The organism is Mycobacterium sp. NGS40 (assembly GCF_059812735.1).
This window is the reverse complement of record NZ_JCALDG010000007.1, coordinates 168,586-192,830: the sequence shown is the minus strand read 5'-3', so window position 1 is coordinate 192,830 and position 24,245 is coordinate 168,586. Positions and strand designations below refer to the sequence as shown.

Annotated in this window: 26 protein-coding genes and 1 pseudogene; 15 read left to right on the top strand and 12 right to left on the bottom strand. The window is 65.9% G+C overall.

Annotated elements, in window-relative coordinates:
* Positions 1-17: 17 nt before the first annotated feature.
* The gene (locus tag AC5Y5O_RS13440) at positions 18-857 is read right to left on the bottom strand and encodes a mycofactocin-coupled SDR family oxidoreductase (protein ID WP_500025575.1); all 840 of its coding nucleotides are present in this window, start codon (positions 855-857) and stop codon (positions 18-20) included.
* 99 nt (positions 858-956) lie between these two features.
* Positions 957-1,505: a TetR/AcrR family transcriptional regulator gene (locus tag AC5Y5O_RS13435; protein ID WP_500025603.1), complete on the bottom strand. Its 549-nt coding sequence runs from the start codon at positions 1,503-1,505 to the stop codon at positions 957-959.
* 150 nt (positions 1,506-1,655) lie between these two features.
* Here AC5Y5O_RS13435 and AC5Y5O_RS13430 point away from each other — a divergent pair, with 150 nt between their 5' ends.
* Positions 1,656-1,859: a ferredoxin gene (locus tag AC5Y5O_RS13430; protein WP_096290134.1), complete on the top strand. Its 204-nt coding sequence runs from the start codon at positions 1,656-1,658 to the stop codon at positions 1,857-1,859.
* Between the two features lie 22 nt (positions 1,860-1,881).
* The gene (locus AC5Y5O_RS13425) at positions 1,882-3,162 is read left to right on the top strand and encodes a cytochrome P450 (protein ID WP_500025574.1); all 1,281 of its coding nucleotides are present in this window, start codon (positions 1,882-1,884) and stop codon (positions 3,160-3,162) included.
* Between the two features lie 6 nt (positions 3,163-3,168).
* Here AC5Y5O_RS13425 and AC5Y5O_RS13420 read toward each other — a convergent pair whose 3' ends face one another.
* Entirely contained in the window at positions 3,169-3,666 is a 498-nt protein-coding gene (locus tag AC5Y5O_RS13420) for a hypothetical protein (RefSeq protein ID WP_096290132.1), read from the bottom strand.
* 365 nt (positions 3,667-4,031) lie between these two features.
* On the opposite strand from AC5Y5O_RS13420, the gene AC5Y5O_RS13415 reads away from it, so the two are divergent.
* Both AC5Y5O_RS13415 and AC5Y5O_RS13410 read left to right on the top strand, forming a co-directional pair.
* The gene (locus tag AC5Y5O_RS13415; RefSeq protein ID WP_500025602.1) at positions 4,032-4,724 is read left to right on the top strand and encodes a M15 family metallopeptidase; all 693 of its coding nucleotides are present in this window, start codon (positions 4,032-4,034) and stop codon (positions 4,722-4,724) included.
* A 60-nt stretch (positions 4,725-4,784) separates the two neighbouring features.
* Complete coding sequence (locus AC5Y5O_RS13410; protein WP_500025573.1) at positions 4,785-5,591, top strand: class I SAM-dependent methyltransferase; 807 nt, start codon at positions 4,785-4,787, stop codon at positions 5,589-5,591.
* A 10-nt stretch (positions 5,592-5,601) separates the two neighbouring features.
* Here AC5Y5O_RS13410 and AC5Y5O_RS13405 read toward each other — a convergent pair whose 3' ends face one another.
* Together AC5Y5O_RS13405 and AC5Y5O_RS13400 are read right to left on the bottom strand one after the other, a co-directional pair.
* Positions 5,602-7,131, bottom strand: coding sequence for an amidase (locus tag AC5Y5O_RS13405; protein WP_500025572.1), 1,530 nt, complete (start codon positions 7,129-7,131; stop codon positions 5,602-5,604).
* A gap of 98 nt (positions 7,132-7,229) precedes the next feature.
* Positions 7,230-7,520, bottom strand: a pseudogene (locus AC5Y5O_RS13400) (SDR family NAD(P)-dependent oxidoreductase); the annotation flags it as partial.
* A gap of 89 nt (positions 7,521-7,609) precedes the next feature.
* Between AC5Y5O_RS13400 and AC5Y5O_RS13395 the strand changes: the two are divergent.
* Genes AC5Y5O_RS13395 through AC5Y5O_RS13380 form a run of 4 tightly spaced genes read left to right on the top strand, consistent with a single transcriptional unit; the run spans position 7,610 to position 11,579 of the window.
* Entirely contained in the window at positions 7,610-9,187 is a 1,578-nt protein-coding gene (locus tag AC5Y5O_RS13395) for a methylmalonyl-CoA mutase family protein (RefSeq protein WP_500025571.1), read from the top strand.
* Positions 9,188-9,604 carry a cobalamin-dependent protein gene (locus AC5Y5O_RS13390; protein WP_370494891.1) on the top strand — a complete coding sequence of 139 codons (417 nt, stop codon included), beginning with the start codon at positions 9,188-9,190 and terminating at the stop codon, positions 9,602-9,604.
* Positions 9,589-10,545, top strand: a complete 957-nt coding sequence (locus AC5Y5O_RS13385; RefSeq protein WP_500025570.1) for an LLM class F420-dependent oxidoreductase — start codon at positions 9,589-9,591, stop codon at positions 10,543-10,545. Before AC5Y5O_RS13390 ends, AC5Y5O_RS13385 begins: the two co-directional genes overlap by 16 nt.
* On the top strand, positions 10,542-11,579 hold the full coding sequence (locus AC5Y5O_RS13380; RefSeq protein WP_500025569.1) for a CaiB/BaiF CoA transferase family protein: 1,038 nt from the start codon (positions 10,542-10,544) through the stop codon (positions 11,577-11,579). Before AC5Y5O_RS13385 ends, AC5Y5O_RS13380 begins: the two co-directional genes overlap by 4 nt.
* A 6-nt stretch (positions 11,580-11,585) precedes the next feature.
* Here the strand turns inward: AC5Y5O_RS13380 and AC5Y5O_RS13375 are convergent, their stop codons facing one another.
* Positions 11,586-12,491, bottom strand: a complete 906-nt coding sequence (locus AC5Y5O_RS13375; protein WP_500025568.1) for a LysR family transcriptional regulator — start codon at positions 12,489-12,491, stop codon at positions 11,586-11,588.
* A gap of 162 nt (positions 12,492-12,653) precedes the next feature.
* Here AC5Y5O_RS13375 and AC5Y5O_RS13370 point away from each other — a divergent pair, with 162 nt between their 5' ends.
* Positions 12,654-13,547 (top strand): SDR family oxidoreductase, encoded by an 894-nt coding sequence (locus tag AC5Y5O_RS13370; protein WP_500025567.1) that lies wholly within the window; start codon positions 12,654-12,656, stop codon positions 13,545-13,547.
* A 262-nt stretch (positions 13,548-13,809) separates the two neighbouring features.
* On the opposite strand, the gene AC5Y5O_RS13365 is transcribed toward AC5Y5O_RS13370, so the two are convergent.
* The 3 genes from AC5Y5O_RS13365 to AC5Y5O_RS13355 are packed head-to-tail and all read right to left on the bottom strand — an operon-like array spanning position 13,810 to position 15,738.
* A complete protein-coding gene (locus AC5Y5O_RS13365) occupies positions 13,810-15,075 on the bottom strand; it encodes an amidohydrolase family protein (protein WP_370494896.1) in 1,266 nt (421 codons plus the stop codon).
* A 25-nt stretch (positions 15,076-15,100) separates the two neighbouring features.
* Entirely contained in the window at positions 15,101-15,415 is a 315-nt protein-coding gene (locus tag AC5Y5O_RS13360) for a hypothetical protein (protein ID WP_500025566.1), read from the bottom strand.
* A gap of 20 nt (positions 15,416-15,435) precedes the next feature.
* Complete coding sequence (locus AC5Y5O_RS13355; protein WP_423790938.1) at positions 15,436-15,738, bottom strand: 2Fe-2S iron-sulfur cluster-binding protein; 303 nt, start codon at positions 15,736-15,738, stop codon at positions 15,436-15,438.
* A gap of 180 nt (positions 15,739-15,918) precedes the next feature.
* On the opposite strand from AC5Y5O_RS13355, the gene AC5Y5O_RS13350 reads away from it, so the two are divergent.
* The 4 genes from AC5Y5O_RS13350 to AC5Y5O_RS13335 are packed head-to-tail and all read left to right on the top strand — an operon-like array spanning position 15,919 to position 20,058.
* On the top strand, positions 15,919-17,322 hold the full coding sequence (locus AC5Y5O_RS13350; protein WP_500025565.1) for a class I adenylate-forming enzyme family protein: 1,404 nt from the start codon (positions 15,919-15,921) through the stop codon (positions 17,320-17,322).
* Complete coding sequence (locus AC5Y5O_RS13345) at positions 17,300-18,205, top strand: acyl-CoA dehydrogenase family protein (protein WP_096290123.1); 906 nt, start codon at positions 17,300-17,302, stop codon at positions 18,203-18,205. The genes AC5Y5O_RS13350 and AC5Y5O_RS13345 overlap by 23 nt, the downstream gene beginning before the upstream one ends.
* On the top strand, positions 18,192-19,289 hold the full coding sequence (locus tag AC5Y5O_RS13340; RefSeq protein ID WP_096290122.1) for an acyl-CoA dehydrogenase family protein: 1,098 nt from the start codon (positions 18,192-18,194) through the stop codon (positions 19,287-19,289). The genes AC5Y5O_RS13345 and AC5Y5O_RS13340 overlap by 14 nt, the downstream gene beginning before the upstream one ends.
* 1 nt (position 19,290) lies before the next feature.
* On the top strand, positions 19,291-20,058 hold the full coding sequence (locus AC5Y5O_RS13335; protein WP_096290121.1) for an enoyl-CoA hydratase/isomerase family protein: 768 nt from the start codon (positions 19,291-19,293) through the stop codon (positions 20,056-20,058).
* 36 nt (positions 20,059-20,094) lie between these two features.
* On the opposite strand, the gene mbp1 is transcribed toward AC5Y5O_RS13335, so the two are convergent.
* Both mbp1 and AC5Y5O_RS13325 read right to left on the bottom strand, forming a co-directional pair.
* On the bottom strand, positions 20,095-20,337 hold the full coding sequence (mbp1, locus tag AC5Y5O_RS13330; RefSeq protein ID WP_096290120.1) for a microaggregate-binding protein 1: 243 nt from the start codon (positions 20,335-20,337) through the stop codon (positions 20,095-20,097).
* A 142-nt stretch (positions 20,338-20,479) separates the two neighbouring features.
* Positions 20,480-21,349, bottom strand: coding sequence for a proline iminopeptidase-family hydrolase (locus tag AC5Y5O_RS13325; protein ID WP_096290119.1), 870 nt, complete (start codon positions 21,347-21,349; stop codon positions 20,480-20,482).
* Between the two features lie 311 nt (positions 21,350-21,660).
* Between AC5Y5O_RS13325 and meaB the strand changes: the two genes are divergently transcribed.
* Both meaB and AC5Y5O_RS13315 read left to right on the top strand, forming a co-directional pair.
* A complete protein-coding gene (gene meaB / locus AC5Y5O_RS13320) occupies positions 21,661-22,548 on the top strand; it encodes a methylmalonyl Co-A mutase-associated GTPase MeaB (RefSeq protein WP_096290118.1) in 888 nt (295 codons plus the stop codon).
* A gap of 128 nt (positions 22,549-22,676) precedes the next feature.
* A complete protein-coding gene (locus AC5Y5O_RS13315; RefSeq protein ID WP_207768601.1) occupies positions 22,677-23,576 on the top strand; it encodes a thiamine pyrophosphate-dependent enzyme in 900 nt (299 codons plus the stop codon).
* Here AC5Y5O_RS13315 and AC5Y5O_RS13310 read toward each other — a convergent pair.
* Entirely contained in the window at positions 23,569-24,222 is a 654-nt protein-coding gene (locus AC5Y5O_RS13310) for a response regulator (protein WP_096290117.1), read from the bottom strand. The two genes, AC5Y5O_RS13315 and AC5Y5O_RS13310, sit on opposite strands and share 8 nt — an antisense overlap.
* Between the last annotated feature and the right edge of the window lie 23 nt (positions 24,223-24,245).

The window sequence follows — 24,245 nt, the reverse complement described above, 5'->3', positions numbered from 1 at the left end:
GGGTAGCCACCGGGCGCCTACTTGAGCATGCTCCCGGCATCGACGGTGACGGGAAGACCTGTGATGTAACGGGATTCATCGGAGGCCAGGAACAGCACCGCGTTGCTGATGTCCACCGGCTCCACCCACCCGATCGGAAGGACGTGCATGAACTGCGCGGCAACCTTCAGATCGTCAGGACCGGGGTTTTCCAGATCCGGACGAAACAGTTTCATCGTGCCCTCGTTCATGAACATCGGCGTGTTCACGTTGGTGGGGTGCACGGAGTTGACCCGGATGAAGTGCTGACCGAGTTCGACGGCGAAGGTACGCATCAGGCCTACGACGCCGTGCTTGGCGGCGATGTAATGACCAGTGTGCGGATACGCCTTCAGTCCGCCGACCGAGCTGGTGAGGATGATCGAGCCTCCTTGACCTTGTGAAATCAAGTGTGGCACGCCAGCTTTGACCGTCTTCCAGACGCCCGAGAGGTTGACGTCGATCATGTCGTTCCAGTCGTCTTCACTGGTCTTGTCGAGTGTCTGTCCACCGTTTCCGATGCCGGCGTTGGCGCAGATGATGTCCAGCCGGCCAAGTTGCTCGACGCCGCCGTCCACCGCGGCTTTCAGCGCCGCAAAGTCGCGCACGTCGACTGCGGCGGTGACCACGCGACGGTTGAGGCCTTTGATCAGATCGGCGGTTTCGGCCAGGTCATCCGGTGTCGACGGCGGGATCACGCTGTTGCTGCTGACCGCCGTGCAGATGTCGACAGCGATGATGTCGGCGCCTTCGGCCGCCAGGCGCATCGCGTGGCTGCGTCCCTGCCCGCGAGCCGCGCCGGTGATCAACGCGACCTTGCCCTCGACTCGTCCACTCATGACCGCACCCTCGTTGCTCGGTTGATACTGATCGATCGATCAGGAGCCTGGCACCAATCGTCCGCTCTTGTCAACAGCACTGCCGTGCAGCGGCCGATGCTAGCCGCGCCGTGTCGGCGCGGGCGTTTTGAGTAGACCCATCAAACGTGCTACGAATGACCGCAATTCATCGTGCCCCTGAGTGACACCCACGGCGCTCTCGTTGCACAGGCTGCGGGCGGTCTGCGCGATCAGCATCGAAATCGCCATCGGCGGATAGTCGTCGAGGTCGACGCCGTTGGCGCGGAGCACCATCGTGACCGCGGCCGTTTCGATGTCGCGGACACGTTCGGCATACGCCTTCAGCTCGGCTCCAATTACCTTGCGATGGTTGGCTAATGCCATAAATTCGGCGTTGAGCGTCGTGAATGCCGAATCACTGTTGATCAGCCACAGCGCCTGCAGTGGATCGTCGTCGGACAGCAAGGCGCGCATGCGGCTCAGGGCGACTTCCGCCCCGGTGCGCAACACTTCGACGAATAGGTCGTCCATCGTCGGAAAGTAGTAATAGACCAGGGCCTGCTTGACGCCGGCCGTCGCGGCGACCCGCCGGGAAGTGGCTGCGGCATAACCTTCCTCGCGCATGATGCGGGCGGTCGCCTCGATCAGTTTAGCGCGCGCGCCGGCGTCGTTGCGCCGCGCCGCTGGCGCCGAGGTTTTGCTTGACCGGTCTGTGCCGCGCGTGGTAGGCATACCGCATCCTAACAATTTGATCGATCGATCAGTTATTTGAGGCGCAGACACGAGACGGAGGCGCAGATGCGTGTTCGGGTGGATCCACGCCTGTGTGAGGCGCACGCGCTCTGCCTGGAGATCGCGCCCGAAGTTTTCGACCTTGGCGACGACGTCGCGACCTGCGACGAGCGGCCGGCCGAGTCGTTGCGGCACAGCGTGGAAGCCGCGGTAGCCGCTTGTCCGCGCCAAGCCATCAGCGTGGTCGCCGAAGATGCGCCGGATCTGTAGTTCCCGGAAAGGATTCGAACCGATGACCGATCTCGCCGACGTCGACTACTTCACCGACGCCGCCACCGCCCAGGATCCCTACGCGTACTGGGACTATCTGCGGGAGCAGGGTCCGGTGTACCGGGAGCCGCATCACGGCGTCGTCGCCGTCACCGGCTACCAGGAAGTCCACACCGCGTTCAAAGACGTCGATTCGTTCTCCGCGGTCAACGCGATCGGCGGCCCCTTCCCGCCGCTGCCGTTCACCCCGGAGGGCGACGACATCAGCGAGCAGATCGAAGCGCATCGCCACGGGTTCCCGATCTTCGAGCACATGGTCGTCATGGACCCGCCCGAACACGAAAAGGCGCGTTCGCTGTTGGGGCGGCTGCTGACACCGCGCCGGCTGCAGGAAAACAAGGACTACATCTGGCAGCTGGCGGATCGGCAGATCGACGAGTTCATCGCCAACGGTCGCTGCGAGTTCCTCGGCGAGTACGCGAAGCCGTTCGCGACGCTGGCGATCGCCGATCTGCTCGGCGTTCCGGACGAGGATCGCGCGGAGATTCGCCGCAATCTCGGGGCGGGCACCGCACCGGGCACCCGGGTGGGCGCGCTGGACCACGAGCCGGTGGGGAGCAATCCACTGCAATACCTCGACGACTTGTTCAGCGGTTACATCGCCGAGCGTCGCGAACGTCCGCGCGAGGACGTGCTCACCGGACTGGCCACCGCCACCTACCCCGACGGGTCGACCCCGCCGTTGCTGGAGGTGGTCAGGCCGGCCACCTTCCTGTTCGCCGCGGGACAGGAGACGGTGACCAAGCTGCTGAGTTCGGCCGTACAGGTGCTCGGTGATCAGCCGGAATTGCAGCAGCGGTTGCGCGAAGACAGAGACCTCGTCGCCACATTCATCGAGGAGGCGTTGCGCATGCAGAGCCCGACGAAGGTCGACTTTCGTCTGGCGCGCAAGACCACCACGCTCGGTGGTGTGCACATTCCGGCGGGCACGGTGCTGATGCTGTGCCTGGGCGCGGCCAACCGCGATCCGCGGAAGTTTGACAGTCCCAACGAGTTTCAGATCGACCGGAAAAACGTGCGTGAGCACATCGCCTTCGGCCGGGGGATCCACACCTGCGCGGGTGCACCGCTCGCGCGGGTGGAAGGACACGTCACGGTCAACCGGCTACTCGATCGCACCCGCAGCATCGCGATCAGCGAGGCCAAGCATGGGGCGCCATCCAACCGGCGCTACGGGTACACGCCCACGTTCTTGCTGCGCGGGCTCACCGAGTTGCATATCGAATTCACCGCGGCGAATTAGAGGCCACTAGATCGGCGTGACAATTTCCGAGGTGTAGAAGTCAATCGGTGTCTGCGAGTGCGGCGAAGGGCGGTCAACGAAAACCCATACGCCGGTGGAATTTGCGGCGAGCGGGCCTTCCAGTGTCGTCGTGCCCGCCCCGCTGCCGTCGGTGTCCAGGCCGCCGGCGCTGACTCCGACGTCGCCGGCTCCGCAGCCTGCCGAAGTCCGGGGTGACTGAATCATCCTGACGTTGTAATGGGCTCCTGGCTCGGCCGCAATCAGTTGCACCTGCGCGACGACCGTGTTGGACGCGGCTCTGCTGATGACGGCCTGGCCGCTGCCCTTGCCCATCGTCGGTACATTGACCGCCCAGGTGAAGTCGCACGCCCGGAATTTCGGGGTCAAGGGCACCAGCGTGCCACCCGAACTGGCATCCGCCGTCGCAACTCCCGTTGCGCCCCAGAATGTCGCCGTCGCAGCCATATTGGCGCCAACGAACAACAGCGCGATACTTCTTCGCATTTACTTCCTGACGCTAAATTCCTGCCAAAGATACAGCCCAGAACGTATCAAGATTAGTGAACGACGGCGCCTATAATTAGCAGACAGTTAGGCAAATCACACGCCGCGTCGGGTGCAATCCAGCTCACACCGTCGATGCGCGCGCGACTTTTTGTTAAAGATGTCGGCAGTTAAATGACATTGCCACCGCCGCCGAAATCTCGTTCGGGATTTCGTGTCTCAGCATCCCGACATGGAACGTTCGTAAACCCTGCGGCTCGATACCCGCCTCCGCGCCTTCGGGCCGAAACGGGTGATCGCCGGAGATTTCCGCCGTCCTACCGGGCTAATCGACGGCCGGCCGCGACAATGGCTTGATGCGATGTGTGCGCCTGGTCCTCGCGGTTGCGCTAGCCGACGGTTTTATCGCGCTGTTCGGAGTCGTAACCGGACACGCGAGTCCCGACGTGCCGCCCGTCAGCGACGCGGCGCGCGCGGCCGGTTTCGTCGACGTTCGCACCGTCGTTCCCGACGCGATCATCGATCTACGCTACGCGACGACCAACAATTTCACCGGCACGCAGCTGTATCCCTCCGACGCCCGATGTCTTGTGCATCAGTCCATGTCTGCGGGCCTAGCGACCGCCGCGTCGGCACTACGCCCGCAAGGGCATCTACTGGTGTTCTGGGATTGCTACCGTCCGCACGACGTCCAGGTCCGGATGTTCAATGTGGTTCCCAACCCGGCCTGGGTGGCACGGCCGGGTCCGTACGCGCACAGCCATGAGTCGGGACGTTCGGTGGACGTGACATTCACCAGCGTGCAGCCACAGTGCCCACCGGAGCGTCACGCCGGCGGGCTGTGCCTGGCCGACATGGGCACCGACTTCGACGATTTCACCCCGCGCGCAACGGCATTCGCCACTCAGGGAGTCAGCGCGGACGCCCAGGCGAATCGGGCCCGGTTACGCGACGCGATGAAGTATGGCGGATTGTCCCCGTACGCGGGTGAGTGGTGGCATTTCGACGGTCCCGGGGCCGGCGTCGACCGCCCGATCCTCGATGTCCCGGTCGACTAACCGTCTCATATAGCGAGACGGTAGTTTCATAATGTGACCGCACGCCGGTAGGCTTGCGGCATGCACGACCGGGCCACTTACACGCACGGACATCACGAGTCGGTGCTGCGCAGTCATCAGCGACGCACGGCGCAGGATTCCGCGGGCTACCTGCTGGCGTACCTGAAGCCCGGGCAGTCGTTGCTCGACGTCGGCTGCGGCCCCGGCACGATCACCGCCGACCTCGCCGACATCGTGGCGCCCGGACCGGTCACGGCCATCGACCAATTCGCCGACGTCCTCGACGTGGCCCGCGCGGAGGCGCAGCGACACAACCTGTCCAACGTCTCGTTCGCGACCGCCGACGTCGAGCGGCTCGACATCGCCGACGACACGTTCGATGTCGTGCACGCGCACCAGGTGTTGCAGCACGTCGCCGATCCGGTACGGGCGCTACGCGAGATGCGCCGGGTGTGTGTGCCGGGCGGCATAGTGGCTGCTCGAGATGCTGACTATGCGGGGTTCAGCTGGTATCCATGCCTTGCGGCACTGGACTTTTGGCGCGATATCTACCAGCAGGCCGCGCGTGCCAACGGCGGTGAGCCGGACGCGGGCCGACGGCTGTTGTCGTGGGCGCTGGAAGCGGGCTTCGACGACGTCAGGCCCGCGGGAAGCCTCTGGTGCTATGCCACGGCCGAGACCCGCCAATGGTGGGGTGGCATGTGGGCCGACCGCGTCCTGCACTCCGGCATCGCCGGCGACATACTACGGTTCGGCCTGGCGACCACCGCGCAGCTCGAGGAGATCTCGGCGGCATGGCGACAGTGGGCCGCCGCCAAAGACGGTTGGTTGGCGATCCCGCACGGCGAAATCATCTGCCGCGCATGAATTTATGATCTCAACCCGGTGCCACCGGAAAGCCGCCGCACAGCGATTCGAACGCGTCGGCGAGCCTGAGCACGGTCGCGTCGTCGAAGAGCTTGCCCACCAGCATCATTCCTACTGGCAGCCCGTCGACCAGGCCGGCCGGCACCGATATCGCCGGATGACCGGTGATATCCATCGGCCCGGTGTTGAAGGCCTTACCCATGGCCCGTGGGATCAGGGCGACGTCTCGCGGTCCGCCCTGTGGCAGCAGATCGGCGAGACCCGGCACGGTCGGCATGGCCAGCACATCGTAACGCGCCAGCGCCTCGTCGTAGGCGGCACTGACCCGCGGTATCAGATTGCGCGCCTTGGCATACGACGCTCCACCCAGCGTGTGTAGCCCATAGTGGCCGGTCAGCGCGGCGACCTTGACCGTGCTGGCGAGTTCATCGGCCTTGGCAACTCGCTGTGTTGCGAAGTGCGCCACGAGTTCTGGGTCATAGCGCCCCTTTACGCCGGACCCGTACCCGTTGCCGTCCAACATCTGCGCCGTGCCGCCGTCGGTGAGGATGACGGCAAGTATGTGCAGGGCGGTCAGGTGCCAAGGCACGCTGACTTCGCCAATACTGCAGCCTATTTCGCCGAATCGCTGGACTGCGGATCGTACTGCGTCGTCGACCGCCGGCGGCGAACCGGGCCATCCGAATCCTTCCAGCAGGATGCCCACCCGCAAACCGGTCACGTCGCCGGTGAGCGCGGCCCGGTAGTCGACCGCCACCGGCTCCGTGCACTGGCGCGGGTCGTTTCCGTCGGCTCCGGCCAGCACCGTGAGCAACAGCGCAGCGTCGGCGACGGTGCGTGTCATGGGGCCGAGGTGATCGACCGTTCGCTCGATCGGGAACGCGCCGGTGTAGGGGACCAATCCGTGCGTCGGCTTGTGCCCGACGATGCCGCACAGCGAGGCGGGGATGCGGATGGAGCCGCCCTGGTCGCCACCGAGGGCCAGGTCGACTTGGCCACTGGCAACCAATGCTGCACTGCCACAGGATGATCCGCCTGCCTCGCGATCGGTATCCCAGGGATTGCGCACTGGACCGGAGGCCGGTGTGAAGCTGGAGCCCGAACAGCACAGGTCTTCGCAGACGCTCTTGCCCGCGATCGTGGCCCCCGCTGCCAGCAGCCGCTCGACCACCGTCGCGTCGCGCCCGGGCAGGTAACCCTCCAGCGCCCGCGACCCGTTCATCATCGGAATCCCGGCGACCGCGATGTTGTCCTTGATCGCCACCGATCGTCCCGACAACGGGCCATCCGCGCCGGATGTGATCTCGGTGGTCACGTACCAGGCGCCCAGCGGGTTATCGGCCGGTTGCGGGAAGTGGTATGCGCGTTCCGGCACTTGCGGACGTGCGAATTTCTCGTAGAGCGCGTCGACCACGTCGTAAGAGGCCAGTGTCTGCTCAACGGCTGCCAGGTAACCCGGTCGTTCCTCGGCGTTAAGGTGAAAGCCGAAATACTGTGCAGCAGCGTCGATATCGGCTGCCGATGGCCGGGAAACCGTCATTTCGACCTCGTCGGGGTAGTCGGCGGTCGGTGCGCCCAGCAGCTTAGTTGTTAATCGAGGAAAAGGTCGGGTATCGGCTGCTCGCCGCCGCCATAGCGACAGAGGTCGGTGACACGGGCGGATTTCAGCACAGCGGAGTCGACCGCGCGCTCCACATCCTCTTCACGGCGGACGTCGCCGACGACCGCGAGCGCCTTAGCGCCGGCGGCCTCGATCTCGGCGGCCGCGGTGTGCACCGTCCCCGGCAGGCGGGGATGCGGGGTGTCGGTCTTGGCCAGCAGCACCACGTTGGCGCCCCGGCGGGCCGCGCCGATTCCGATGGCGAGTCCGATGCCCCGGCTGCCGCCGGATATCACCACCGTGCGGTCGGCGAGCCTGTTGTCGGCCATTCGCCTCCTCTGTGCAGCCCAGTCAGGTATTTGACCTGGTCAGCGCGTGGTATTGGCATTCTCTTTTTTTGCAAGTACGTTATTCATCGATGGATAATACGGCCCACACTCCCTCTGGCATCCCGCTGCAGCCCGTATACGGGCCGGCGGATAGGAGCGCGGAGCCTCCGGCGCCCGGAGAGTTCCCCTTCACCCGGGGCAACTTCGCGTCCGGCTACCGCGGCAAGTTGTGGACTTTCCGCCAGTACTCCGGCTTCGGCACCGCCGAGGAATCCAACCGTCGCTACCGCTACCTGCTGGAACAAGGCGGGACCGGGCTGTCGGTGGCACTCGACCTGCCCACTCAATGCGGATACGACTCCGACGACCCCGAGTTCGGCGAGGAGGTCGGCCGGGTCGGCGTCGCGGTCGACACCCTGGCCGACTTCGAGATCCTGTTCGACGGGATCCCGCTGGACACGCTCAGCACAAGCATGACGATCAACGGGACGGCGGCGATCCTGCTGGCGTTCTACGTCGCTGCCGCGGAGAAAAAAGGGATTCCGCGGGCGAAGCTCACCGGCACCATTCAGAACGACATCCTCAAGGAGTACGCCTCGCGCGGAACGTGGATCTGGCCGCCCGAGCCGTCGCTGCGGCTGATCGCCGACACCATCGAGTTCTGTGCGGCCGAGGTGCCGCGGTTCAACGCCATTTCGGTGGCCGGAGCGCACTTCCGCGACGCCGGCGCCAACGCGGTGCAGGAGATGGCCTTCACCCTGGCCGACGGGGTGACCTATTGCGACACCGTCGTGGAGCGCGGCCGGATGTCGATCGACCAGTTCGCCCCGCAGATCTCGTTTTTCTTCTACACCCACGGTGATTTCTTCGAAGAGATCGCCAAATACCGCGCGGGACGCCGCCGTTGGGCGACCATCGTGCAAGAACGTTACGGAGCGACGACCGCCAAGGCGGCGATGTTCCGTTTCGGTTGCGTCTGCGGTGGCGCATCGCTGTACGCGCCGCAGGCCCACAACAACATCGTGCGAGTGGCCTACGAGGCGATGGCCGCGGTACTAGGCGGGGTCCAGTCGATGTTCACCGCGGCCTGGGACGAGCCGTTCGCCCTGCCCACCGAGGAGACCACGACGCTGGCGCTGCGCACCCAGCAGATCCTGGCGCACGAAACCGGCGTCGCCAGCGTCGCCGACCCGCTGGGCGGCTCGTATTTCGTCGAGGCGCTGACCGACGCCACCGAGGAACGCATCATCGAGATCATGTCCGACCTCGAGCGGCACGGCGGAATGGTCCAGGCCATCGAGGACGGGTACCTACAGGGCCTGATCGCTGACGAAGCCTTCAACCTGCATCGCGACATCGAAGCCGGTACGCGACCGGTCGTCGGGGTCAACCGGTTCGTGACCGAGGAGCCCGAACACGATGTCGTCACCTACGAACTCGACGCCGAAGGGCGTGATTTGCAGCTCAAGCGGCTGTCCAAGGTCAAGGCCGAAAGAGACTCGGCCGCAGTGCAATCCTGCCTTGCAGACTTGTCGCGTGCCGCCGAAGGAGACGACAACCTGATGCACACGTTGATCGACTGTGCCAACGCCTACTGCACGGTCGGGGAAATGGTTTCCGCACTCAAGGCGGTCTGGGGCGAATTCCAGCAACCGGTGGTGTTCTAAATGGCGGTAAGAATTCTGGTCGCGAAACCGGGCCTCGACGGACACGACCGCGGCGCCAAGATCGTCGCCCGTACCCTGCGTGATGCCGGGTTCGAGGTCATCTACACCGGCATCCGACAGCGCATCGAAGACATCGCGTCGATCGCGGTGCAGGAGGACGTCGCCGTCGTCGGCCTGAGTATCTTGTCGGGTGCGCACCTGGCTCTCACCGCCCGGACCGTCGAGGCTTTGCGCGCCGCCGACGCCGCAGACATCGCCGTCGTCGTCGGGGGAACCATCCCGCACGCCGACGTGCCCAAGCTGATCTCCGCCGGCGCTGCCGCCGTATTCCCTACCGGCACACCGCTCGACAACCTGGTACGCGAAATCCGCTCACTGACCGGCACTGCCACGGAGGAAACATGCGCGTCGGAGTGATGATCGGCGCCGAGCGTGGCGATATGGCCCGCAAGGTGGACAGGCTGGTCTCGGATATCGAATGGGCCGAATCCGCGGGTCTGGACACCGCGTGGATGCCGCAGGTGCCCAACGACTTCGACTGCCTGACTATGGTGTCGTTGATGGCCGCGCACAGCTCACGCATCGAGCTGGGTACCGCAGTGGTGCCGCTGCAGGCCCAGCATCCGATTGCCCTTGCCCGTCAAGCGCTTTCGACGCATGCGGTGGCCGGCGGGCGGCTGGCACTGGGCGTGGGACCGTCGCACCACTGGATCATCCGTGACATGCTCGGTTTGCCGTATGAGAAGCCGGCCGCTTACACCCGCGACTACCTGCAGGTGCTCAACGCCGCGACCGCCGGGCCCGGATCGGTTGACATCGAGAATGACTCGTTCACCGTGCACAACCCGATGGCGATCGGAGCCGATACCCCGATGCCGGTCCTGGTCGCCGCGCTGGGGCCGGTGATGCTGCAGATCGCCGGTGAACTGGCCGACGGCACCGTGCTGTGGATGGCCGACGAGCGCGCGATCGGTGATCACATCGCACCGAAGATCACCAAGGCCGCCGCGGACGCCGGTCGTCCCGCGCCGCGGATCATCGCGGGTATCCCGGTATGCCTTTGTGCGCCTTCACGCGTCGACGAGGCCAAAGAGCGGGCCAACCGGATCCTGGGCGAGGCCGAGGTGTCGCCCAACTACCAGCGCCTGCTCGATCGCGGCGACGCGCGCGATGTCGGCGATCTGTGTGCGGCCGGCGACGAGGAAGCGATCCTCGCCCGGATGCGGCGGTTCGCCGACGCCGGTGTAACCGACCTGTCGGTGCGGCTGCTCCCGATCGGTGACAACCGCGACGAGCTGGTCGCATCCAAGCGCCGAACCCGCGAAGTGATCGCCTCACTCGCAGCGGAATTGCGTTGACCGACAACAACGCCGGGCCGCTGGCAGGGATACGCATCCTGGAAGTCGGCACGATGTTGGCCGGTCCGTACGCCACCATGCTGCTCGCCGACCTCGGTGCCGAGGTCACCAAGATCGAGCCCGCCGGTGGCGAGATCTCCCGCAGCGTCGGTACCACCTACTTCGCCAGCATCAACCGCAACAAGTCCAGCATCACGCTGGACCTGAATTCCGCTGCGGGACAGCAACGGCTGGGTGAGCTGGTCGGTCAGGCGCATGCGTTGCTGGTAAACCTGAAACCTTCGGCCATCCGTCGGCTGGGGCTCACCTATGACGCGTTGCGACGGCACAACGAGCGGATCGTCTGCGTCGCGATCACCGGCTTCGGCCTGTACGGCGGCGACGACCCCGCCTTCGACTACGTGGTGCAGGCCGGCGTCGGCACCGCCGCGCTGACCGGCGACCCGGATGGCCCGCCGACGCTGCCCGGCTACTCCTCGGCCGACAACTCCACCGGAATGGCCGCGGCGCTGGGACTTTTGGCCAAGATCATCTCCGGAACCGGTGGGCAGGTCGATGTGTCGCTGCGCGACGTGATGCTGTCACAACTGAACTATCACGCGTCGGCCTATCTCAACAGTGGCGTCGAGCCGCAGCGCCGACCGTACGGGGCTCACTCGTATTACGTTCCGGCCCAGCTGTTTCCGACCGCCGAGGGGTATCTGGCGCTGTTCATCACACACGACGGCTTCTGGAAGTCGTTTGCCACCGAAGCCGGCATCGGCGGGTTCGAAACGATGGCCGAGCGAGTCGCTCGCCGCGACGAAGTGCTGGCGGTGGTCACGGCGATGCTGGCAACCGACACCGCCGCCGGATGGGAACGTCGACTGCGCCCGCTGGGTGTTCCGGCAGCGGCCGTACGGACCTTGCCCGAGGCGCTCGAGGCGGCACCGGAAGTGGTTGTGACGGCAGGGGATTTCCGCCTCGTCGGCAGCCCGATCCACGTTTCCGGGTACCGGCCCGACTATCGGCCGCCCCCGGCGCTGCCGGAGTGAGCGCAGTTACGCCTGGGCCGGGGCGGTGAGGTGCGCTTCGGCCAGCTTGCGGAACGCCGCCACCAGCCGGTTGCGATCCCCGGCGCGCGTCGCCAAGACGACGCGGCAGGGCTCGACGCCTTGCAGTGGCACCGTGGTGATGTCGGGTCGCAGCGCGTTGCTGTGGAAGCCGGCCGTGATGGCCACCGCCTGTCCGGAGGCGATGACTTCGAACTTGTCCTCGAGCGCATCGATGAATGGTCCATCGGGCGCCCGCCGCCCGTCGGGACGGGGATCGATCCGCCAGTAAGCGCTCCAGGCCGGGTCGGAGTTGCGCACCCGCGGCATCGGCTCGTCGGCGATGTCGTCGAGGGTCACGAAATCGCGGCCCGCCAGGCGGTGGTCGATGGGCACCGCCAGTACCCGTGGCTCGTCATAGAGGATCGTCACGTGCAGCCCGTCGGTCGGAAACGGTAACCGGGTGACGACGGCGTCCACCCGATGACCGAGCAGGGCGTCAAGGGCCTGGCCCCAATCCAGGTGCGACACTTGCACGTCGGCATCGGGATGTTCGCGGCGCATCTCGCGCACCGCGGGGGTGACGATCATCCCGGTTGTGTATCCGATCGCAATGCGGAGGGGCTGGGCGGCGGCCCGGGCTTGCGCGGCGGCTTGCGTGGCCGAACGCAGTAGGGCCTTGGCTCGCGGCAGGAACACCTCCCCGGCCCCCGTCAGCCGGGTGCCCTGCGGCGTGCGGTCCAGCAGACGAACTCCCAGCTGCTGCTCGAGTCGGCGGATCTGACGGCTCAACGACGGCTGGGCGACCCGCAGCGCGCTCGCGGCCCGGCCGAAGTGTCGCTGTTCTGCGACCACGACGAAGTATCCGACCAGCCGCAGGTCGAGATCGATCACCGGCGACACCGAATCGGTCATGCGTGAAGTGTAGCCATCGACGCGAAAGAACTTTGCACCTATTAGCCCCATAACGTGCGGTGATGCTGATTCGGTATCGCGCCATATGAAACAGGCCTTGGACAGGAAGTCCGCGCGCTCCTTGACTTGAAGTCGCGAATATGGAGCAACGAAGGGATATCCATGCATGTCTTTGTGACCGGCGCGAGCGGACACATCGGTTCGGCCGTCGTCGACGAACTCGCGCAAGCCGGGCATCAAGTCACTGGACTGGCGCGCTCCGACCAGTCCGCCGCCGCGCTCGCGGCGAAGGGCGTCAGGGTGCACCGGGGTGACCTCGACGACCTCGACGGCTTGCGAGACGCCGCCGCGGCCTCCGACGGCGTCATTCACCTCGCGTTCAAACATGACTTCGACGACTTCCTGGGTGCGGCCGAGACCGACCTGCGCGCTGTGCGGGCAATCGGGGAGGCGCTCATCGGGTCCGACCGGCCCTTCGTCAGCACCTCGGGCACGCTGCTGCTCTCGATGTTGGGGCAGGGTGGTTTCGGCACCGAGCAGGACACACTGCCCAGCGGACCGCGGGTCGACTCGGAGAACGCGGTAATCGCGCTGGCCGATGCGGGGGTGCGATCGTCCGTGATCCGGCTTTCTCCGTTGGTCCACAGCGACTTGGACCACCACGGCTTCGCCCACCACCTCATCGGCACGGCCCGCGACGCCGGCAAGTCCGCTTACATCGGCGACGGGGCCAACCGCTGGCCGGCGGTCCACACGCTGGACGCCGCCCACCTCTACCGGCTGGCACTCGAAAAGGCGCCTCCGGGAACGCGTTTGCACGGTGTCGCCGATGAGGGGGTGCCATTCCGGGACATCGCCGCGGTGATCGGCCGCCACCTGAACGTCCCGGTGGTCAGCATCCCGGCCGATGAAGCCGGCCATTTCGGTTTCCTCGCGTTGTTTGCGGCTCTGGACAATCCGACGTCGAGCGCCTTGACGCAGAAGGTGCTCGGCTGGCAGCCGGAACGGGCGGGCCTGCTCGAAGACCTGGACGCCGGCCACTACTTCGGCGAATGAGCGACACCATGGCTGACTCGATCGTCGAGGACTTCCGAAAAGCGTTGGACCGGTGGGCGGCTGCCTGCCGGTCTCCCTCGCCGACGCGTTGTCCATCGACCGGCAGCGGTGGGCAGGTTGGAGTGAACCGGATTCCGCGCGGTGTGGACCGACGAGGTCATCAGGAAAGGACGTCCTGGTACTGCTTGCCGCTGCTGCTGTCGATGGATCGAATTCGACTCGGGCATAAGGTATTCACACTCGGCGCCGACTGCCCTTGGATCTACCGCGCTACGGCGGCCTGCTTTTGCTCATAGAGCCGCGCCCACTCGGCCCGCGGCCGGATGGACACGTCGACGTCAGTCGCCTTGGCGCGCAAAGCCTTAACGGTCGCCTGGTCGCGGGCGGTGCGGGCGAACGGGTCCCAGCTGAAGAACTTGCAAGCGTTGGCCCAGGTGATCTTGTTGATGTCGGAGTCGTCGGCGCCGGCGGCGTTCAGCTCGGCCAGCACCTGCTCCGGCGCGTCGGGCCAGAAGCAGTCCGAGTGCGGGTAGTCGCACTCCCAGGCGATGATGTCGATGCCGATCTCGTGGCGCAGCTTCAGTGACGTCTTGTCGGTGACGTAGCAGGCCAGCGAATGCTCGCGGAACACATCGCTGGGCAGCTTGTCGCCGAAGTCGCGGCGCAGCCACTTCTGGTTGGTGTAGTGGCGGTCGCTGCGGTCCAGGTAGAACGGGATCCAGCCGATGCCGCCCTCGGAGAAGGCGAACTTCAGGTCGGGATAATTGCGCATCGCGGGGCCCCACAGCAGATCCTGCGCGCACATCGCCGACACCTGGGTGGCCAGAATGATCATGTTGTCGATCGGAGCGTTGGGGGCCATGCTGATCGCCCCGAATCCGGTGCCGATGTGCAGGCACATCACCACGTTCTCTTCGGACAGGGTGCGGAACACCGGGCCCCAGTAGTCCTCGTCGTGGTAGCTCGGAAGCCCTTCCAGGTGCGGCAATTCCGGCATCGTCACCGCCCGGCAGCCCTTGGCCGCCACCCGGCGGATCTCGGCGCACATGGCCTCCGGGTTCCACGTCGGCAAGATGGCGATCGGGATGAACCGGTCCGGGTAGGAGCCGGCCCATTCGTCGATGTGCCAGTCGTTGTAGGCCGACACCATCACCAGCGTCGCCTCCTCGCGGTGCATGTTGAGATGCCGCGCAGAGAAGCCGGTGAACGTCGGGAAGCACATCGACGCGAGAATGCCGTTGCGGTTCATGTCCCGAACGCGTTCGTGGACGTCGTAGACGCCGGGACGCATCTCCGCGAAACCGGCCGGATCGCGGCCCCATTCCTCGGCCGGCCAGGACACCACGGCGTTGAGACCGCTCACGCCCTGCGGCCTGCCCTGGTACATCCACTGGTCGACGCCCTTGTCGTCGACCACGACGATCGGCGCCTCGGGCTTGTACTTGGCGGGCACGTGGCGCAGGAACATGTCCGGCGGCTCGACGACGTGGTCGTCAATGCTCACCAGGATCAGGTCATCGACATCCATGCGAAATTCCTTCTCGGACAAGCGGCTAGCCACCGCACTCGGTCGTCGTCAACAGCAGCCGGGGGATCGGCGCGGGATCAAGCAGCAATGCATCCGACATCGTCAGCTGCCCGGCACTGGCGATCATGTTGTCCAGCACGGCCTGTAGGTCGTCGCCCTCGATCTCGTAGATGGCCACATAGGGGCCGTCGGCGTTGACCGGACGCAACCGCCGCGCCGAGACGAATCCCTCGAGAGCGACGAGCTCAGGCAGATGGACTTCGTCGTACCAGGTGTTGTACTCCTGGTCGCGTTCGGGCGAACTGGGTCGACTCTCCACCAGAATGATGCCCTTGGCCATTGTCGCCACCTCTTTCGTGACTATTCGTAGCGCACCGTAACCGAATCCGAATCGGGTATGCCCTGGCACGTCAAAATGTAGCCTTCGTCCACTTCGTCGTCGTCGAGAGCGTCGTTGATCCGCATCGTCGCGTGCCCGCTCTCGAGGCGAGCCATGCAGGTGCCACAGTTGCCGGCCTCGCAGTTGAACGGGGGATCCAGGCCGGCCCGCCGCGCGCTTTCCAGGAGCGTCTCGCCGGGAACCAGCGGCACCGACGCCTTCCTGCGTTCCAAGAAGATCGTCACCGTGCCGGGCTCGGCACCGTTTGAAGTGGGATCTGGCACCCTTGGAGTCTCCTCGATCGTCGCGGCGACCGCCGCGCGCTGGAACGCTTCGGGTTCCAACTTTGCCGCCCCGTCCGTACTTGCGTTCTTCAGTATAGAGAATACTATTCTCACAAGCCGATAGCATCTTCTCTACTGCGCCGAAGTCGGGTCAACCTGGCCTGCGGGGAAGGACAGGACGTGACCGAGCCGGCCGCGCTCGTGTTTGAAGACCGGCAGTTCAGCCTGCCCGAGCTCGACGCGATGGCCAACAGTCTGGCCGCGGCGCTGGGCAAAAGCGGTGTCGCCGCGGGCCGGCGGGTGGCCGTCATGTCGTCGAACCGTCCGGAGTTCGTCGCCGTCCTGCTCGGGATCTGGCGGCTGGGCGCCACGGCGGTGCTGATCAGTCCCGCGTGGAAGCACGACGAGGTCGATCACGCGTTGTCGCTGACCGATCCCGGCCACGCCGTCGGGGACCATCCGGTGCTGGCCGGGTTGATGCCGATGCTGCACCTGGACGATCCGGTCGCTCCCGCCGAGCCGATGCCGATGTCGTCTCTGCCGCGCGCCGATGCGGTGCTGGTGTTCAGCTCGGGTACCACCGGCCTGCCGAAGGCCGTCCGGCATACCCATGCCACATTGACCGCGGCCGTGCGGCATTGGCGCGACGCTCTGCAACTCACCCGCCAGGACCGCATCCAAATTGCCACGCCGCCGTCGCACATCCTCGGTCTGCTCAACATCGTCACCGCGCTGCGCACCGGCGCCTGGCTGCGCCTGCATCGCCGCTTCAACATCGACTCGATGCTCCATCACATCGAAAAAGACCGCATCACAATCGAAATGGCAGTTGCGCCAATCTCACTGGCCATCGCCTCGCACCCCAGGCTCGAGTCATACGACCTGTCGTCGCTGCGCTACATCATGTGGGGCGCGACGCCGGTCAGCAGCAGCGTCGCCGAGACCGTGACACGGCGCACCGGCGTCGGATGGGTCCCGGCCTATGGCACCACGGAATTGCCTGTCATTGCCTGTAATCCGCTCGACAGTGCCCGGCTCGACACGGTCGGGCGGCCGGTGCCGGGGGTGGAGCTGCGGGTGGTCTCGCTGGAGACCGGCCAGCCCGTCGGCGTGGGCGAGGTCGGTGAGATCCAGGCGCGGTCAAGCATGTTGATGGCCGGCTACCTGCCGGCCGCGGCGACCGGTGAGGCGGTGTGCGACGGCTGGTATCGCACCGGGGACGTCGGCTGGCTCGACGCCGACCGTTGGCTGCGGATCACCGACCGCCTCAAGGAGATGATCAAGGTGCGCGGCTTCCAGGTCGCGCCGGCCGAAATCGAGACGGTGTTGCAAGGGCATCCCGCCGTCAAAGACTGTGCGGTGTTTGGTATTCCGGACGGGATCAACGGGGAGGCCGTCGTCGCCGCGGTCGCCACTCGGGTCCCGGTCGACGCCGCCGATCTCACCGCCCGGGTGGATGAGAAGCTGGCGTCCTACAAACATCTGAGCCGAGTCGTGTTCGTCCCCGATATTCCCCGCCTGCCGTCGGGCAAGGTGCTGCGCCGAGTGCTGAAGGAGCGCTATGGATGTACGTCTGACAGCTGAACAGCAACAGTTGCGTGATGCCGCTGCGAAGCTGGCCGATGATCTCGGGCCGGCCACGGTTGCCGACCTCGCCGACGACAGCCGAATCGCCAGGCTGGACAAGCAGATTGCGGCGACCGGCTGGAGGTCGCTGCGCTCCGACGGGGCCTCCGGTGTCGAAGTCGCGATCGTCGCCGAGGAATTCGGCCGACGGCTGGTCGACACCCCGTTTCTCGGACCGGTGCTGGCCGACGACCTGGCCCACCGCATCGGGGCCGGCGCCGCCGACGCGACGGTGGCCGTCGACGACCGCGCGATCGACGCGCGCGGCGCCCGGCGCGTGCTATCGCTGTCGGGCACCACCGTGCTGGCCGCAGACTCCGATGGCGCGCGCGCCGGTGCCGACTTGACCAGGGCCGAGGCCGAATTGGGTGGCTCTGCCGAGAAGCTCGGCGAGCTGGCGGACGATGCCGCGGCCCGGTGGTACGCGCTCGCGCTGGTCACCACGACGGCAGACCTGGTCGGAATCGCCCGGGGCGCACATGCCGTCGCGTGTGACTACGCCAAAATTCGTGAACAGTACGGCAAACAGATCGGCTCGTATCAGGCCATCGCCCACCTGCTGGCGGAAAGCCTTGCCCTGATTGAGGGTTCGGTCAGCGTGCTGCGCCATGCCGCGTGGGGAGTCGACGAACTCGAGCCGGCCGAAGCCATTCGGGCCGCGCAGATCGCGAAGGTCTACTGCGCGCGGGCCACCCGAACCGTGTGTGAGACCGCGGTTCAGGTGCACGGCGGCATCGGCAACACGTGGGAGTGCATTGTGCACGTCTACCTGCGCCGCGCCCTGACATCGACGGAGCTGTGGCCCGTCCCGTTGAAGGAGATCGATCTTGGACTTTCGTGACTCACCCGACGAGGCCGCCTTCCGCGAGCGACTGCGCAGCTGGCTTTCGGTGCACGCCAGGGAATTCTCGGGATCGGGCGACGAGTACTGGGCGCGGATGGCCGACTGGCATCGTGCCCTGTACGAGAACGGCTTTTTCGGCCTGTCGTGGCCACGCGATTGGGGCGGTCAGGACTTGGCGCCGGTGTACGACGTCATCGTCGACGAGGAGCTGGTGCGGGCGGGCGCTCCGCCGCGGCCCAGCGTCGGCTATCTGGTGTACGGCATCGGTGAGCACGCCAGCGATGAGGTCCGCAAGCGCTTCCTGCCCGGCATCATCAACGGCACCGAACGCTGGTGTCAGGGCTTCAGCGAACCCGGAGCCGGCTCGGATCTGGCGTCGCTGACCACCACCGCCACCCGCGACGGCGACAACTACGTCATCCACGGACACAAGATCTGGACCAGCTACTCCGACGTCGCGGACTGGTGTCTGCTGCTGGCCCGCACCGATCCCGACGCGAAGCGGCACCGGGGTTTGTCGGCGTTTGTGATCGCGATGAAACAGCCTGGCGTGCAACAACGCCCATTGCAGATGATGAACGGCGTCACCAACGAATTCGGCCAGGTGTTCTTCGACGGCGCCACGGTGCCGGCGGATCGGATGGTCGGTGCTCCCGGTGACGGCTGGGCCGTTGCGATGACCGTGGTCGGACACGAACGTGAGCCCTCGACCCTCGGCTACGCAGCGCGATACGGCAAGCTTGTCCGAGAACTGTTGGCGCACTGGGTTGATCGCGAAGGTTCGGTTCCTGAAGAGCTGGCCTGGGCTGCTGTTCAGTCGGACATGTTGACCCACCACGTGCGACGCCGGCTGTCCGAGCAGCTGGACGGGGTGTCGCACGGCTCGGAAGGCTCGCTGGACAAGCTGCTGATGACCTGGGTGGAACAATCCGTGGGCCACGCCGCGCTGGCGGTCGCCGGAACCCGCGACCCAGACCTGCTGAGCGCCTACCTGTACAGCCGCGCACAGAGCGTCATGGGCGGGACATCACAGATCCAGAAAAACATCATCGCTTCGCGCATCTTGGGATTGGGAGTCTGACGTGTACGACATGCCTGCTGAAATCGACGTCCGTGCCGACGGTGCGCTGCGGATCATCACGCTGAACCGGCCGGACTCGCTGAACTCGGTCAACGACGACCTGCACTCCGGGCTGGCCCGGATATGGCAGCGGCTGACCGACGACGCGGGCGCCCGCGCCGCGGTGATCACCGGTGCCGGCAGGGCATTCTCGGCCGGCGGTGACTTCGGGTACCTCGAAGAGCTCGCGAACGATGCGGACCTGCGGGCCAAGACCATTCGCGACGGACGCGAAATTGTACTGGGTATGGCGCGATGCCGAATTCCGGTGGTAGCGGCCGTAAATGGACCGGCCGTCGGATTGGGCTGCAGCCTGGTCGCCCTGAGCGACCTCGTCTATATAGCCGAAGATGCCTACCTCGCCGACCCGCACGTGCAGGTCGGCTTGGTCGCCGCCGACGGTGGGCCGCTGACCTGGCCGCTGCACATCAGCCTGCTGCTGGCCAAGGAGTACGCGCTGACCGGCACCCGTATCAAAGCGCAGCGCGCCGTAGAAATCGGGCTGGCCAACCACGTGGCCGCCGACCCGCTCGCCGAGGCGATCGCCTGCGCCGAAAAGATTTTAAAGCTGCCGCAGCAAGCGGTCGAGAGCACCAAGCGAGTGCTCAACATTCACCTGGAGCGGGCGGTGCTGGCCAGTCTCGACTACGCCCTCTCGGCCGAAAGCCAATCGTTTCTGACCGAAGACTTCCGGGCCAACGTCGCGAAGTTCAACGCCGCGAAGAACTGAGCCGCGCAACGCGACTCAGCTCTTCGACAGGCGTGATCAGCTCTTGGCCGCAGCCTTTTCGCGGGCCTCGGCCGTCTTCTCCGCCCCGCGGGCGGCCTCGGCCTGAGCCTCTTTCTTGGCCACGTCGCGCTGCGCCTTGGCCTTGTCCTGCTGGGCGCGGCCTTCCTTACGAAGACCCTCGTGGTTGACAAGGATGCCAAGGATTTCCTTGGTCTTGCCGATCGCGTCCTCGATGACGCCCTTGATGCCTTCCACGATTCCATTGTCGCGCTCAGTCATGATGGAACCCCCTTCGTGAGAAGTTATTGGTCTAATGTCCCGTACCCGAAGAGACCGGCGGGACAACGTTTTAATCGGCGCGTCGGGTGTGGTGTCGGTCACCTTCTCCGTTCACCAGCGACAACGGCCTTCGAGTCCGGTCTCAAACGTCGTGGTGGCCCAGGAAGTCGCGCATCACCTCGTCGAACAACGCGGGTTCCTCGATGAACGGCATGTGTGAGCTCGACTCGAACAACTCGAACCGCGAGTCTTTGATGCGCCGATGCATGGCGTACATGTGCTCGTGGTCGCATTCGTCGTACCTGCCCGCTACTACGAGGGTCGGCAGGTCGAGCTCGGTCAATCGGTCGAATACGTCCCAGTTGCCGACGTTGCCGACGATGCGAAAGTCGCTGGGGCCGAACATCGTTTCGAAGACTTCGGCGCCCATGCGGATGAACGCATCCTGAAGTTCTGGTGGCCACGGCCGGACGCGGCAGAGATACGTCTCATTCCAGGTGCGGATCGCGTCCTGGTATTCGGGCGAGTGCGTCGTGCCGGCGGCCTCGTGTCGGTCGATGGCGGATTGAGTGTCCGGGTCCAAGTCGCGCTTGAGCCGGGCCACCATCTCCGAGAACGCGGGGATGGACGCGATGCTGTTCGAGATGGTCAGGCTGGCCGCGGTCGACGGGACGTCGAGCAGGTACTGCTGCGCCAGCATTCCGCCCCACGAGTTGCCGAAGACGTGGAAGCGTTCCAGGCCAAGCGCGCCGACGACGGCGGACACCTCGGCGACCGAGCGGTCCATCGTCCAAAGTGTGGTGTCCGACGGGCACTCCGAATTCCCGCAGCCAAGCTGGTCCCAGAAGATGACCTCGCGTTCATCGGCCAGGCGTTCCAGCGACAGCAAATAGTTGTGCGGTACGCCGGGCCCACCGTGAATCGCCAGCAGCGGAAGACCCGCCCCACCGCCGACGCGCTTGAACCACACTTTTCCGCCCGGAACCGCGATGGTCCCCTCTGATTGCGTCATGGCTGCCCGCCGCCTCCATACATCCGAAAGAGCAGTGTCCGCCGATGGCACGAAATCGTAGTCCGCCCGGAAACGCCGCCGCGAGGCTGCAACTAGCGCCGCATTTGCCTAGTGGCATCGTCGGTGGTTGCAATCTCGCGGGTCCGCGAAGGGTTCGAGTCCGGCGAACGCCTTGCAACTGGCACTCTCGTAATGAGAGAATACCGTTCTCATTAACTGTGGGCGGCTCTCGAAGCCGCGCACTGTGCCGGCCGAATTGGAGAAACCCGTGCCCGAAGCAGTCATCGAGGTACCGGCTCCATAATGTCTTCATGACGATCGCCGATCTAATTGCCGCAGCGCGCAACGGATCTCAGCGCGCGGCGGGTCGGCTGCTCAGCCTCGTGGAGGGCGACCAGCGCGACGAGGTGCTGGCCGGCATCGGTCCGGCAAGCGCTCTCACCGTGCGTGTGGTCGGAATTACCGGTCCGCCCGGCGCGGGTAAGTCGACGACGGTTGCGGCCCTCGTCGGCGCGTATCGCGAGCGGGGCTCCCGGGTGGCCGTGTTGGCCGTCGACCCGTCGTCGCCGTTCAGCGGCGGGGCGCTACTGGGTGACCGCATTCGGATGGCCGCGCATATCAATGACTCTGACGTGCTGATCCGCTCGGTGGCAAGTCGCGGACATCTCGGAGGCTTGGCGGCCGCGGTACCGGCGGCCATCCGCCTGCTGGGTGCGATCGGGTACGACTTGGTGCTGCTGGAAACCGTGGGGGTGGGGCAGTCGGAGATCGAGATCGCCGCCGTCGCCGACCCCACCATCGTGATCCTCAACCCCGGAGCGGGAGACGCCGTCCAGGCCGCCAAGGCCGGGGTGCTCGAAGTCGCCGACATCGTCGCGGTCAACAAGGCCGACCGCGAAGGTGCCGAACAGACCGTGCGGGACCTGCGCGCTGAAACCAAGGCGCCCATCGTCAGCCTGATCGCCGCACGAGGTGAGGGTGTCGCCGACCTCGTCGCCGTCATCGACGACCACCACCGCACCGACAACCGTGAGCGTCGGGTGGCGCGAGCCCGCGCTCAAATCCTGTCCCTGGCCCAAAGCCAGTTGAGGACCCGGGCGGGCCTCGACGCGCTCGCCCAGTCGGTGGTCGACGGCCAGGACGACCCGTACTCAGCCGCCGCGCGACTGCTGTTACGCGCAGGTCAGGGCCAGGATTGAGGCTTGCATGTCCCCCGATCGGGGGAACGGGCTTTCATCCGGATTCCGGCCCGATCAGCGGAGGTTTAGCCAGCTGGAGCGGCCTAACTTAACTCTTGTATCCACGACGAGTTAAGGAGACCCGCAAGATGACTCGCACACCCGAACTGTCCGCGGCACGGTTGCGTGACCAGGTGGAGATGTACCGCCAAATGTGGGTCCTGCGCCTGCTCGACATGGCGGTGGAGGAGTTGCGCATCGACGGTCGCCTCAACCAGCCCGTCCAGGCCGCATTCGGCCAGGAGGCCGTTGCCATCGGAACCGCGGCGGCACTTCGCCCGGGTGACGTCATGACCACCGGCATCGTTCATCTGCAGCACGCTCAGCAGGTCGCTTGCGCGCTCCCGCTGGGCCCGGCCATCGCCGCGCTGTCCGGGCCGGGCTTCGGTCCGGACGATGACGAGGACGCTTCGTTCGCGGCGTCGGTTCGCGGGTTGTCGGCAACCCAAAGTGCTTTGCAGCAGTCCCCGCTGCTGGCCGTCGGACATGCCTACGGCAAGCAATTGCTCGACGATGGCCGGGTTACGGTGTGCGCCATGGAAACTCGTGACGTGAAGTCCGCGGACTTCGCCGAGGCCGCGCACATCGCGGTGTCCTGGCAGCTTCCGGTGGTGTTCGTCGTCGAGAACGCCCGTCAGGACAACTACGCGGCCGAGTGCCACGGCATCCCGGTGCTCTCTGTCGACGGCAACGACGTTGAGGCGGTTCGTGACTCGGTCGCCGAGGCAGTGCGACGCGCGGGCGAGGGCGGGGGTCCCGTTCTGGTTCAGGCGATGACAAAGCGTACGAACGGCGTCTCCTCGGTCGACCCCCTGGTCTTCGAAAGGCAGCGCCTGATCGGCGCCGGCATCAGCGCCGGCCACCTCTACGAGCTGGAGCGCCGGGCTCGGCACCTGGTCGCCGAGGCCGAAGCCCACGCCAAAGCGATGCTGGCCGAAGAGCAGCCGGAGCCGATTCGGGAGCCCGAGGTCTGGCCGGCCGCTAGTTGAGCAGACCTTGGCGCATCGCCTCGGCGACAGCTGCCGCCCGGTCGCTGACCCCGAGCTTCTCGTATAGCCGCTGCACGTGGGTTTTCACTGTGGACGGCGCGACGAACAGCTCGCCGGCGATCGCGGGGATGCTTTGACCGCGCGCAATCCGATTGAGCACCTCGCGCTCGCGAGCGGACAGGACAGGAGCCGACGGTTCGGCTCGTTGCCGAATCTGCGCGGCGAGGCCTCCGGCAAGAGAGGGCGCCACCACGTCGTTCCCGTTCGCGCAATCGAGCACGGCTTTGACGATCTCGGTGCGTGTCGAATCCTTGAGCAGGAAGCCGGCCGCGCCCTGCTGCAGCGCTTGGTACACGATGGCCGCCTCGTCATGGGCGGACAGCAGCAGCACGCGGGTGGGCAAGTCGTTGCTTCGCACCGCGGCGGCCACCTGGGCCCCGTCCATGCCGGGCATCCGGAAGTCGAGCAACGCGACGTCGGGCCGGTGCTCCTTGATCAATTCCAGCGCTTGCGTGCCGTCGTCCGCCTCGCCGACGACGTTCACCTCACCGCTGAGCGCGAGTGCGCGCACCACCCCCTCCCGAAAGAGCGGGTGGTCATCGCCGACAACGACGCTGACCTTCTCGGGCGTTGCTGCGCCGGCCATGGCGGTCAGTGTAGCGGTTTGCC

Excerpts from the sequence above, each read along its gene's own strand:
- AC5Y5O_RS13345 (WP_096290123.1), top strand. The coding sequence starts at position 17,300 with ATGGATGTACGTCTGACAGCTGAACAGCAACAGTTGCGTGATGCCGCT.
- AC5Y5O_RS13405 (WP_500025572.1), bottom strand. The coding sequence starts at position 7,131 with ATGACGGTTTCCCGGCCATCGGCAGCCGATATCGACGCTGCTGCACAG.
- AC5Y5O_RS13315 (WP_207768601.1), top strand. The coding sequence starts at position 22,677 with ATGACTCGCACACCCGAACTGTCCGCGGCACGGTTGCGTGACCAGGTG.
- AC5Y5O_RS13310 (WP_096290117.1), bottom strand. The coding sequence starts at position 24,222 with ATGGCCGGCGCAGCAACGCCCGAGAAGGTCAGCGTCGTTGTCGGCGAT.
- AC5Y5O_RS13325 (WP_096290119.1), bottom strand. The coding sequence starts at position 21,349 with ATGACGCAATCAGAGGGGACCATCGCGGTTCCGGGCGGAAAAGTGTGG.
- AC5Y5O_RS13410 (WP_500025573.1), top strand. The coding sequence starts at position 4,785 with ATGCACGACCGGGCCACTTACACGCACGGACATCACGAGTCGGTGCTG.
- meaB (WP_096290118.1), top strand. The coding sequence starts at position 21,661 with ATGACGATCGCCGATCTAATTGCCGCAGCGCGCAACGGATCTCAGCGC.
- mbp1 (WP_096290120.1), bottom strand. The coding sequence starts at position 20,337 with ATGACTGAGCGCGACAATGGAATCGTGGAAGGCATCAAGGGCGTCATC.
- AC5Y5O_RS13420 (WP_096290132.1), bottom strand. The coding sequence starts at position 3,666 with ATGCGAAGAAGTATCGCGCTGTTGTTCGTTGGCGCCAATATGGCTGCG.
- AC5Y5O_RS13395 (WP_500025571.1), top strand. The coding sequence starts at position 7,610 with ATGGATAATACGGCCCACACTCCCTCTGGCATCCCGCTGCAGCCCGTA.
- AC5Y5O_RS13365 (WP_370494896.1), bottom strand. The coding sequence starts at position 15,075 with ATGGATGTCGATGACCTGATCCTGGTGAGCATTGACGACCACGTCGTC.
- AC5Y5O_RS13370 (WP_500025567.1), top strand. The coding sequence starts at position 12,654 with ATGCATGTCTTTGTGACCGGCGCGAGCGGACACATCGGTTCGGCCGTC.
- AC5Y5O_RS13425 (WP_500025574.1), top strand. The coding sequence starts at position 1,882 with ATGACCGATCTCGCCGACGTCGACTACTTCACCGACGCCGCCACCGCC.
- AC5Y5O_RS13440 (WP_500025575.1), bottom strand. The coding sequence starts at position 857 with ATGAGTGGACGAGTCGAGGGCAAGGTCGCGTTGATCACCGGCGCGGCT.
- AC5Y5O_RS13390 (WP_370494891.1), top strand. The coding sequence starts at position 9,188 with ATGGCGGTAAGAATTCTGGTCGCGAAACCGGGCCTCGACGGACACGAC.
- AC5Y5O_RS13360 (WP_500025566.1), bottom strand. The coding sequence starts at position 15,415 with ATGGCCAAGGGCATCATTCTGGTGGAGAGTCGACCCAGTTCGCCCGAA.
- AC5Y5O_RS13430 (WP_096290134.1), top strand. The coding sequence starts at position 1,656 with ATGCGTGTTCGGGTGGATCCACGCCTGTGTGAGGCGCACGCGCTCTGC.
- AC5Y5O_RS13375 (WP_500025568.1), bottom strand. The coding sequence starts at position 12,491 with ATGACCGATTCGGTGTCGCCGGTGATCGATCTCGACCTGCGGCTGGTC.
- AC5Y5O_RS13385 (WP_500025570.1), top strand. The coding sequence starts at position 9,589 with ATGCGCGTCGGAGTGATGATCGGCGCCGAGCGTGGCGATATGGCCCGC.